Here is an 11,389-nt window from a genome sequence, read left to right on the forward strand (position 1 = left end):
CATGCGTATCGTCATTTTTAGTCATGGCCACCCCACCTTTAGCAAGGGCGGTGGTGAAATTGCCGCCTACAATTTGTTCAAGGGTATCAATCAAACCGAACAACATCACGCTTGGTTCGTCGCCCGTGCTGATGCAAAATTAATGCACCTAGGTACACCGGTTGCAGCTATGAACGAACGTGAATATCTTATCGCTGGTAACGCCGACATATCCCACCTAACCGCTACCATTGCTCTCGGGGAGGATAGCGACTTTGTTGAGATGATACGCAGTATCCAGCCTGATGTTGTGCATTTTCATCACTATGTCTGGCTTGGTCTGGAAATGATCCGGGCCGCTAAGCGCACCTGTCCAAACGCTAAAATTGTGTTGACTCTGCACGAATACATCGCCATTTGCATGAATTCTGGGCAGATGATCAAGACTGACGGTCGTCTGTGTTATCAATCTAGCCCGCGCGAATGCTCCCAATGTTTTCCTGACCGTACACCCGAGGATTTTTTTCTACGCGAGCGCTATATAAAGACTTACTTCAACCTAGTCGATCAGTTTATCTCACCCAGCGAATTCCTACGTCAGCGTTATATTGCCTGGGGAATTCCAGCAGAAAAGATCACAGTAATTGAGAATGGCCTCCCACCTGGAGAAAAACTACCGCTACGGCCGATACAACCCGACGAACCACATGGTCGGTTTGCTTACTTTGGTCAGATCAATTCGTTCAAGGGTGTGGATCTGATCCTTGAAGCGTTTGCCCAACTACCCAAAAAAGCGCGCAAGCAGGTGTCACTCGATATTTATGGTTCTGGGCTGGAGTGGCAACAGGAAGGCTACCGGAACAAGATCAACCACTTACTTACTGAAAACAAGGATATCGTCCGTTGCCACGGCCCCTATGAGCCAGAAGAGCTAGGCAAGCTGATGTCACTCACCGATTGGGTGGTGATGGGGTCAATCTGGTGGGAAAACTCGCCGGTAGTGATTCAGGAAGCGTTCAAATTCGGGAGGCCGGTGATTTGTCCAGATATTGGGGGAATGGCGGAGAAAGTAAAAGATGGTGTAGGAGGGTTACTTTATCGCGCTCGGGACAGCATCTCGTTAAGATCCCTCATTGAAAGAATATTAATTCAAGATCCTGATTTTTTAAATGATTTATCATCTAGTTTGCCAGAGTTCTCATCTATATCTAAATGTGTAACAAATCATTTCGATGTTTATACGAGATTATGACTAAAGTGCTTGTCAAGACCGATGTCAACCAATCCATCGTAGACATACCAATCATCCGAATGAATGATAGTATCAGGTGCTACATGCTCGCGGATAATGGCCTGCAGAGTTGCTTTAGAGCAATCTGGAACAATTTTCGTATATACCTTTCTATGGCGCTTAAGTACATCAAAAACAATAATTTTGCTATAGGCACTGCGACCCCGTTTCCCGCGGATGCGTTGTGCGCCAAAGTAAGATTCATCGACCTCTACAGAACCTTGCAGAGGCGATTCCAACTTACAGCACTGGACAATTCGCTCCCGCACTTTAAGATAAATGTTATTGACCGATGGAATCGAAATATCAGTCAATTGAGCTGTACTGGTAGCAGTAAAATCCAGAGAAAAACATCGAATGATTTGCCTGAATTTTGTTTTTCTAATAGGTGGCGCCAGCTTTTTGCCTCTTTGAGGGGCTAATAAAAATAAGCTTCCGGCTTTGCCGGAAGTAATTTAACTAAATTCTTTTTAATTCCATGGGATAAGCATCAATGACAACTAATCGTATCGGCATTCTTTTTAATAATAATGGCACTTTTGGATCACCTTGGCGTTCTGGATCAGATAAATTAATGAATAATTCGGGGCACAACATAGGTAACTTTGCGTTTTGGCGAGCAGCAGACATACTTATTGATCAACCTAAGGTAAAAATTGAATATGGTGCAAAGCCAGCCTTTTTTAAAGGAAAAATTGATCGATTGGTAATTCCGGCTTCTAGTTTTCTTAGGGAGGGCAGCAATTTTGGCTGGCTTGCAGACTTCATTGAAGAGTTAGATTTACCCTGCGCGATACTTGGAATTGGTGCACCGTCAGATGATACCAAGTACATTCCAAAGCTTTCCGATGGAACGAAGCGTTTTCTGAATTCAGTATCGAAGCGAACACCTTTTTTGGGTGTTCGTGGTGAATTCACAAAACTAGTTTGCAAGAATTACGGTGTTAACAATACCGAAGTAATGGGATGTCCTTCGATCCTGCTGAATCCTAGTAGGGATCTTGGAAAACAGATTGAAGCTAGATGGCACAAAAATCCAACACGTATCGCTGTGCATGCTGCATATATCAAAGAGAAAGCACGCAATATCGAGAGACGGCTTTTTGAATTGTTACTTCTGCAGCCAGGAAGTGCGTATATTATTCAGCGGCCAGTTGAGATGATTAAGGCGGTATTTGGCGAAGTGCTTGAAGACGCTGAACAGGAGTATTTAGCTAAATCTGCTGCATTTCTTGATCCAGATGCTACACTTGAACAGTACATAGAGAAACTTCGCCGTTTTTCTTATATCCCACACTCGATTGATTCTTGGATTGCCTATCTGATGCATTTTTCACACGCACTAGGAACGCGAATACACGGAACAATCCTTTCTTTAAATAGCGGTATTCCTGCGATCTGCGTTCATCATGATGCGAGAACCAAGGAATTATGCGATTCTCTCCATGTACCAACGATGGGCACAGAAGAAATGAACACCAGCCGTAACTCACTTCGTCAAATATTCGAATACGTTCGAATCAGAGGGGATGAGTTTGATGAAAACAGAATCAGGCTTGCCAGAAGAAACCGGGAATTACTAAGCGAGTTGGGAATTCAGACTTCGATCCACTTAAATCAATTGGCAGAATGATTTAAATGAAACAAATTGAGGAGAATGAATTTTTATCTACCCAGTAGATTCCATGGACCATACGATTATGCTGCTATGGCGCAAACTAAGGAGTGTTGGATAAAACTTATTAGGGTGATGCTGGTACTTAGCATGTATTTTGGCAGATTACTCAGGGAAATACGGATGCCAATTATACATAGAGCTACGTCTTCACGAGCAAACCATGGTTCTGACAAGGAGGATTCTGCGGCGGTGTTCAGCGGATATCCAATACGAGCAGCTCAAAAAGTATGGGACGTTATGCAGGCAGACATTTTCGCTGATACTAACTCACCGAAATAGAGAATAGTATGCTTACACCCTAGTAGGCTTTCTCAAAGTTTTAATAACTAATTCAGCAATTTAATTTTAGGGATGTCATGCTCATACTCGTCATCAGATCCACTGCCCCCTGCCTGCTTTCGCTTCCGCGATCATGCCCCGGAGCATCTACAGGAGAGATTAAAAATTTAATCGCGGAATTTGGATTGACTAAATATGCGGCCTATCGTATATTTTAGGGCGTTTATTTTTTCCTATACTCGGCACAGTGGGTGGATGCGTGATTCACAATGTAGCGTGCCGACCGAGGTAGTACCGCGGAAGCGCTAAACCATGGAGCCTAGACCACTGAAGTTCATTTTCCATTTCGGAGCAGGAAAGACGGGGACAACGTCGATCCAGCAAACGCTCAAGCTGCAGCAGGACAAGCTGCGTGAGCACGGCTTCTGGTATCTCGGGTTGATGCTCGAGTATGTGGCCCAGAAGAAGTACGACTGGCAGGAGCCTACCACCGTCAACGACGCCTTCCACGCACTGCCAGCGGAGGTTGCCGAGCAGCAGCTATTGGACGTGCTTAAACCTGCCCTCGAACAGGCGCGCGCATCAGGAATACATACGCTGATCTGGAGCAACGAATCGTTCTTCAATCGGAACGCGCCGGCACTTAACGCGCTGAAGAAGCTGCGCGATCCCGACCTCGACGTGATTCTGCTGGCCTACGTCCGCCGGCACGATGCTTGGGCTCGATCCGCATATATCCAATGGGGGATCAAGCACAAGACGTATCCCGGCCCGATTCAGCCGTTCAGGGAGTGGGCTAAGCGCAACACGCCGCGATTTGGTGATTGCCTGAAGGCGGTAGCTGACAGCAGTGCGGGGCGTCTTATTCTGAGAAATCTGGATGCCGTTGGCGACACATTAGGCGACTTTATTTCGCTTTGTGGAATGCAGCAGATTGGTCTTTCTCCACGACGGGCGAATGAGAGTCCTGACGGAGTAGAAATCTACTTGCGATTCTTGCTCAATAATCAAGTCAAGGAAAAAGTACTCCCTGCTTTTTATGATCGCCTCGTCGGCAGGTTCGCAAACGCGGCAGTAGGACCTGGCGAGCATCTGGCTTCGCTTCTTCCAGTGGACGACGATCTTGAACAGCTGCAGGCTCGATGTGCTGATGATCGCGCAAAGCTCGATGAGTTGCTTGCGCAGAATAATCAGCCGGGCATCGACATCGGTTCCATGAAGAATGGAAAAGGGTCCCAACTCGATACTGATGTGCTTCTGGGCCGCCTCGCGCAACTTGCAGTCGTGCAGGCAACAAAAATTGAGCACTTGGCGCGTGAAGTTGAAAGGTTATCGGGCCAGCTCGAAGCGATGAAGGGAAGTGTCACGGCTCCCGAGTCAGGCAAGAGTTCTTAAGCAGTGGTCCTCTGTCGTCTTATTGGGTGAAGTTTTCATGCAATGCTGTATTGTTCATGTTGGCATGCACAAGACGGGTGGCTCGTCGATTCAGCGGACGCTGTTCCGGGAATTGCGCGATTCACGTTTTCGTTACTTGGATCTTGGGCATGAGAACCATAATGGGCCTCTGGCAACAGCATTTCTCGCGGCCCCGGAAAAGTACCACCTCAATCGTAAGCTGGGGCTCGACGCCGCGGCCGTCCAGGGCGAGCGACAGCGTCTGCGGCAGCAACTCGATCGTGAACTGCAGTCAGATGCCGAGATTGGAATCATTTCAGGGGAGGATATCAGTGGCCTGTTAAGCCCTGGTGAGGTTTCCGATCTTCATTCAACCATTTCCAAGCATGTTTGTGATGTTGTGGCGGTTGGGTATGTTCGCCCGCCGTTCGGTTTCATGGAGAGTTTGTTCCAGCAGGTTGTGAAATCCAGCGAAGCACGCGATTTCGATGTTGGAAGGTATTATCCGCAATATCTGAAGAGATTTAGGAAATTTGACCAAATATTCGGGCGGAAGAACGTCTTACTTTGGCCGTTTTCTTCGCGAGATTTCCCTGGCGGGTGTGTTGTGCGCGATTTCTCAAAGCGTGTCGGCGCGACTATTCCGGAAAGCGATATCCATCGCGTCAATGAGGCAATTCCCCGAGAGGCACTTTCTTTGCTGTTTATTTATCGAAAATTTGGGCCTGGATACGGGATCGGCCCCAATGTCGTACGTGAAAATAATAACCTGATTATGGCCTTAATGCGTATCGGCGGCCCCAAGCTTCGCTTGTCTTCCAGTCTAATCAAGCCAGTTATCGAACAAAATGCCGCCGACTTAGCTTGGATGGAAGAGAGGCTTGGAGTTTCGCTAGACGAAGGTGACCGCGCAGATGATGACGATGCTATTCGGAATGAAGGTGATCTTCTGCAGGTCAAGCCCGACACTTTGAGGTGGCTATCAGAGCAATTGGAGGGCAGTGATGTCCGCTCGTTGCCGAGTCCAAGGGATTTTTATGCAATAGCGCAACTAGTCCATCAATTGCGCGACAAAGTAAACAAAGTGCATGGAACATCCATTAAACGTAATTAATGCTTGGAATCAGACTTTTTAAGTCGGCGGTTATCAAAAAAAAATTAACGCACGAAAATAGGGAGCATGTCCCCTATTATGAACTGGAGGCTAAAGATAAGGCTGGCAGCAACCGTTATTAAGAGGAAGAAGTTTTGACTTGCAAGAAATCCTTATTGCCTGAGTTGAGAAAATGATTATTTATGTTTAATCTATTATGCATGGTTTGGCGTAGGGAATCACTCGTTTAATCATGGGCAAAATACACTCTTTGTGGTTATTTGGGAAGGGTGGCATACCTATATTTCTCAGGTATTTCTATGCAGAGTTTTAGTAGCTTTTTCAGCAACTTGGATGAATAAAAGCATTAACGTTGTTTGGCATCACGCTACCGTGATTCGCTATCGACGTGAGCAACAAAATAGTCACTACTCTGCTGTGCTAAGGTACACTAGTCTTTCCGGTGCTGGCAAATCGACTTTGGTTCATGCTGTAAAAGTGGGGCTTTATTTTCTGGGTTGTCTCATTTTTGTGCTGAATAGTGACAATATTCGTCACGGTCTGTAATCAGACATTGGTTTTTCAGTTGAAGATCGTACTGAAAATATCCGGCGCACCGCTGGAACGGCTAAACTCCTGACCGGGGCAGGCGTGATTGCATTAACAGCTTTTATTTCACTCATGAGCTGAAGATATGTTCAATCATAGCTAAAGCTAATAAAAAATACATAGAAGATATTTTGACAAAATCATGCATGCAGACATTTACCCTATTATCCTCTCTGGTGGCAGTGGTACCCGACTGTGGCCACTTTCCCGTGCCGCTTACCCCAAACAACTCCTGTCGCTCGTCGGTAAGGAAACCATGCTGCAAGCTACGCTTGCCCGTGCAACCAACTTGCCACGAACACAAGCTCCTATCCTAGTATGCAATTCAGAGCATCGCTTTCTGATCCGGGAGCAATGTGAAGCGATAGGTATCACTCCAGCAGCTATCTATCTTGAGTCGGTTGGTCGTAACACTGCTCCAGCTATTGCACTCGCTGCATTTCATCTTGCTCAGATGGATGAAAATGCCGTGATGCTCGTTCTGCCTGCTGATCATGTCATAGATGATCAAACTGCCTTTGCAGAAGCCGTGAAAACAGCAGCACTTGCTGCCCAGGAAGATTATCTTGTCACATTTGGCGTAGTGCCTCACGCGCCAGAAACAGGTTATGGCTACATCAAGGCTGGGGATGCCATCTTGCTTGCTACACCCACTTCGCTCATACCTAGTCGGGTTAAATCGTTTTTCGAAAAACCTGACCGGGAAACTGCAGAGGCTTACCTGAGGGAAGGTGGCTATAGCTGGAATAGCGGCATGTTCATTTTTACTGCTAAGCGTTACCTGCAAGAACTGCGGCAGCATAGGCCAGACATTTTCGTTGCCGTACAAAAAGCCTGGCAGGAAAAAACAACAGATATTGGTTTTATCCGACCCTGTGAGCGCGCATTTTCCGCCTGTCCATCGGATTCCATTGACTATGCAGTCATGCAGAATACCGATTGTGCCGCTGTCGTGCCTGCACAATTCGGTTGGAGCGATGTCGGTTCCTGGGATTCTCTGTGGGAGATTGCCTCTAAGGATGCGAATGGCAATGTCACCAGTGGTGATGTTTACATTGCTGATACCAGAAATAGCTACATCCGTACTGAAAATAGATTGGTCTCCGTGATTGGCCTTGAAGACGTTATCGTCATTGAAACGGCCGATGCTGTGTTAGTCATGCACAAGAGCAAAGCTCAGCAAATCAAGGAGGCTATCCAGCATTGTAAAGTCAACCAGCGCAAGGAGCACCTCGAGCACGCGCGCGTTCATCGCCCTTGGGGTTGGTATGAAGGTATCGATCAAGGGGAACGCTTTCAAGTCAAGCGTATCATGGTTAAGCCGGGAGAAAAACTCTCATTGCAAATGCATCACCATCGTGCAGAACACTGGATTGTGGTCAGTGGTACTGCCAAGGTTACGGTAGATGGTAAAGAAATCCTGCTCACCGAAAATCAATCCACCTACATCTCTCTTGGCCATATTCATCGCCTGGAAAACCCGGGAAAAATACCTTTGCATTTAATTGAAGTTCAATCTGGTTCATATCTTGGAGAAGACGATATCGTAAGATTTGAAGACAATTACGGCCGCACAACATAAGCTTTAAGAAAAGATAGAGCCGATATACAAAAATGGTTATCAGCTTAGATTCACGTTGCGCAAATTCTGTCTATCTTTGATTTACATTTTTACCATTGCCCTGGATATTTAACAGAGAAGGGAATGGTTATATTCGACTGATTAGTTTATAAGTTTGCAATATGTAGGAAGAATTCCTACAAATGCGTTAGAGTAATACTGATAATTTATATGGTTGTTATTCCATTTACTTCTAAAGCTGCGAGTATAAAAATGATTAAATTCAAATCTATAATCTCCTTGGTTGTATAAAGTTTTCTATATTTATAGCAAAAATCTGATGTATAAGGATTGTACAGTCGAAGGGTAACCGAAACTGTATTGCTGGATATAGAGTTGTTTTTCTACAATTATTGATGGTGTTTTTTTGCCTGGCTGGTTTACTACACTGGCCGAGTAAAAAGGTACGAGCAATATTCACAAGGGACAAGAATGAAGAAAATTACAAAAGCTGTTTTTCCTGTTGCTGGACTAGGAACACGTTTTTTGCCAGCTACCAAAGCTAGTCCTAAAGAGATGTTACCCATCGTCGATAAACCGCTGATTCAATATGCTGTGGAAGAAGCGGTTGCAGCTGGCATAACCGATATGATTTTTGTTACCGGCCGCTCCAAGCGATCTATTGAGGATCACTTTGATAAGGCTTACGAACTCGAAAATGAGTTAGATCGGCGCGGCAAAACTGAGATGTTGGCCTATGTCAAGAATCTACTGCCTAAGGATATCAATTGCGTTTATATTCGCCAGTCAGAGCCCCTGGGTCTTGGTCACGCGGTATTGTGCGCCCAACCTGTGATAGGTGATGAGCCGTTTGCTGTTTTGTTGGCGGATGATCTGATTGATGCTGAACCACCGGTGATCAAGCAAATGATCCAGGCTTACGATTATAACCGTTGCTCAATAATTAGCGTCCAACAAGTTCCAAAAGAAGAAACCAGCAGTTATGGAATCGTGGAAAGCAAGTATAGAGACGAGTCGTTAGAATGGATCAGTCGCATAGTGGAAAAACCTAAACCGGAGGACGCGCCTTCCACATTAGCGGTGGTTGGACGTTATGTGTTTACACCAAAAATTTTTCACCATTTAGCTCATATAGGAAAAGGTGCAGGGGGAGAAATTCAACTGACCGATGGAATCGCCGCCTTATTGAAAGAGGAACAGGTTCTAGCTTACCGTTATCGGGGTACTCGTTATGATTGTGGTTCCAAACTGGGCTATCTGGAAGCAATCATAGCTTTTGGTTTGAAACATGGTGAATTGAATTCCGAATTCAAGCAAGTACTTCAGCGATACACGGAAATCAAACCGTAGAAAATTTTTAAATTAGTTAAGTCACTCATAAAAGCGCGTACTGATAGCAAAATACTTTGGTAGTTATTGTGCTTTAACTTTTTAATGGAATAGACGTTTACTACCTTAATCGGTATCGAAATGTTAAAAGCATTAAAGTAGTGGCGCAATAAAGTCACTAAATAAAAGGCTCATTTCCTAATTGAAGAGATTCGTAGTTTATTTGCTATAACTTTCGACGGATAATAAAATAAATTTACATAATGATATTGTATTTCATTTTGTATGATCGTCATTCATTCCAGGGACAGTAAGATGCGACTGCACCAAGACAAGAACACCGTTGTCCTGTTTGGGTCAATTTTTAAAGTCACGCCTACTATCGGTCACTTCAGTTTCATCCACCAAAATCACACCGTTGGTTGGGCGCTGATGGTTAAGCAGCTTAAAACACGGACTGCAATCGAATTCATTGTGGACGATCAGTTTACCGCATCCAGCGTTGTGAGCTGTCTGCACAAAGTGCTGTCTGAAAAAAGCATTATCGATGATCACAATGGATTTGCCATTTCCTTGCCATCGGCAGGCAAAAGGGAACATATTCTTCCTGGCATCTACAAGAAAAGTCTTATATTGGGCTACTGTACCAGGATCTCGTCACATTGGGTGAACGCATGGACAACAGTAATAAAAAGTACTTGCTGCCGGAAAATGCCCCGGTATCTCAGATCATCTATACATTCAAATCCTTATCGGTGCCGTCCCGGCAGTGCTGATTTTCACTAACCCAATAATCCAATTCGAGTTCAGATTTATGACCACCACTAGCAAAAAAACTGAACCTACTGCTGCCCATACAGGATCGAATATATCAAAAATAACAATTTCATCAGATACAAGGCGTTTGTCTCCTGAGGATCCGCCCATTTTTCTGCACAACAGAGAGGGGCGTCTCATTGCTGGTATCAAGCTGGAGAAACAAGAAGTTACAAACAATGCGATTCGATTGACAGGATGGTCTTTAGGTTCATCAGGTCTTGCGTTGCTGCGTGATGGCAAGGAAGTCGATGTGGAAATACTTCGTTTTTCACGCCACGACGTTTTGGAAGCTTATTCAGTAACATCTGATGTCGAGTCAGGATATGAGATAACGATTGAATATCCTGAAGAGGGAGCATATAGCTTGCGTTGGTATCTTACCAATAGCGGCAAGATCACGCATGATGATTTTGATCTTGGAATAATTATCACTGCTGTATCTGACTCCAGCATAAAAAGAAAACAAGAGACTGCTGTTCCTCCGCAGACATTAAATAAACTATCTGATTCTAATGTCATCCACGCCAATATAGAGGAAATAAATAACTTTTCTATTCGTGGTTGGTGCTTGATTGAGGAGCATTCTCCCAAGGCTATGGTACTTCGTATTGGCCAATCAGAATACCCCGTGCAACTGTATGTAATACGGGAAAGAAAAGACGTTTCCAAACAGTTCAGTATTAATGAGGATAAGGTAGGATTCGAAATGCACCTGCCTGGCTACATTTGGGACGGCATCCCGGAATCGAATGATCTCGAGATCGAAATTCTGGCAGAGGGTTATGCCTTAACGAAGATGCCGCTCATTGTAACCAGAAAGGTTGCTGTCCAGTGGATTGAGCAGATTTTTTATCAAAGCGAAAATCAAAATCAACAATTCTTTGGCCTGGTGGCTCTGGAGCATATACGTTTTGGCTGTCTGATGCCGATGCTATCAGCTGAAGTTCAGGCTGCTGTTAAATTATTTACCGCTAAGATGAACCTTGGCGACTACCCCCCAGGAGTGGAAGGCACCGATAAAGATGTTCCTGCTGAGTCGTTTGTGACTTTGATGCACTGGAAGGCACTTAGACAACTTAACGAGTTACTGACTGATGCTACGACCCCTCAAACTGTATTCCAGGCTGTAATTGATGTGATGGACCGCTCAGGTCTTATTCTAATTCGCACTAGAAACTGCATTAATAATCCAATTCCAGCCAGTTATACTTTTGATTAAAGCTGGGGTATTTTCGAGATCACATAATGCATTAACCAAATGATTCTCGAGCGCGTCGATGCTGTCAAATGCACGATTATAAAAATATTTTTCTCGCAGTTCGTCCCAAAGGTGTT

8 protein-coding genes and 2 pseudogenes are annotated in these 11,389 nt (G+C 44.9%); 8 read left to right on the top strand and 2 right to left on the bottom strand.

Annotated elements, in window-relative coordinates; translation table 11 throughout:
* The first annotated feature begins 1 nt into the window (after position 1).
* Positions 2-1,231, top strand: coding sequence for a glycosyltransferase family 4 protein (locus tag BLV54_RS09460; RefSeq protein ID WP_090571087.1), 1,230 nt, complete (start codon positions 2-4; stop codon positions 1,229-1,231).
* Here the strand turns inward: BLV54_RS09460 and BLV54_RS09465 are convergent.
* A pseudogene (locus BLV54_RS09465) lies at positions 1,225-1,668 on the bottom strand (IS1595 family transposase); the annotation flags it as partial. The gene BLV54_RS09460 and the pseudogene BLV54_RS09465 sit on opposite strands and share 7 nt — an antisense overlap.
* A 95-nt stretch (positions 1,669-1,763) precedes the next feature.
* On the opposite strand from BLV54_RS09465, the gene BLV54_RS09470 reads away from it, so the two are divergent.
* From BLV54_RS09470 to galU, 6 genes and pseudogenes are all read left to right on the top strand, one after another.
* A complete protein-coding gene (locus BLV54_RS09470; protein WP_090571089.1) occupies positions 1,764-2,903 on the top strand; it encodes a polysaccharide pyruvyl transferase family protein in 1,140 nt (379 codons plus the stop codon).
* 636 nt (positions 2,904-3,539) lie between these two features.
* Complete coding sequence (locus BLV54_RS09480) at positions 3,540-4,622, top strand: hypothetical protein (RefSeq protein WP_090571093.1); 1,083 nt, start codon at positions 3,540-3,542, stop codon at positions 4,620-4,622.
* A complete protein-coding gene (locus BLV54_RS09485) occupies positions 4,588-5,736 on the top strand; it encodes a hypothetical protein (RefSeq protein ID WP_143032471.1) in 1,149 nt (382 codons plus the stop codon). The genes BLV54_RS09480 and BLV54_RS09485 overlap by 35 nt, the downstream gene beginning before the upstream one ends.
* 333 nt (positions 5,737-6,069) lie before the next feature.
* Positions 6,070-6,405: pseudogene (locus tag BLV54_RS09490) on the top strand (adenylyl-sulfate kinase).
* A 61-nt stretch (positions 6,406-6,466) separates the two neighbouring features.
* Positions 6,467-7,906, top strand: coding sequence for a mannose-1-phosphate guanylyltransferase/mannose-6-phosphate isomerase (locus BLV54_RS09495; protein WP_090571097.1), 1,440 nt, complete (start codon positions 6,467-6,469; stop codon positions 7,904-7,906).
* Between the two features lie 471 nt (positions 7,907-8,377).
* Complete coding sequence (galU, locus tag BLV54_RS09500) at positions 8,378-9,256, top strand: UTP--glucose-1-phosphate uridylyltransferase GalU (RefSeq protein WP_090571099.1); 879 nt, start codon at positions 8,378-8,380, stop codon at positions 9,254-9,256.
* Positions 9,257-9,592: 336 nt separating this feature from the next.
* Here galU and BLV54_RS09505 read toward each other — a convergent pair whose 3' ends face one another.
* Positions 9,593-9,835 (bottom strand): hypothetical protein, encoded by a 243-nt coding sequence (locus BLV54_RS09505; RefSeq protein WP_090571102.1) that lies wholly within the window; start codon positions 9,833-9,835, stop codon positions 9,593-9,595.
* Positions 9,836-10,049: 214 nt separating this feature from the next.
* Here BLV54_RS09505 and BLV54_RS09510 point away from each other — a divergent pair, with 214 nt between their 5' ends.
* Positions 10,050-11,273 carry a hypothetical protein gene (locus tag BLV54_RS09510; RefSeq protein ID WP_090571104.1) on the top strand — a complete coding sequence of 408 codons (1,224 nt, stop codon included), beginning with the start codon at positions 10,050-10,052 and terminating at the stop codon, positions 11,271-11,273.
* Positions 11,274-11,389 lie beyond the last annotated feature (116 nt).

Source organism: Nitrosomonas sp. Nm33 (assembly GCF_900107265.1).
Lineage (GTDB): Bacteria > Pseudomonadota > Gammaproteobacteria > Burkholderiales > Nitrosomonadaceae > Nitrosomonas.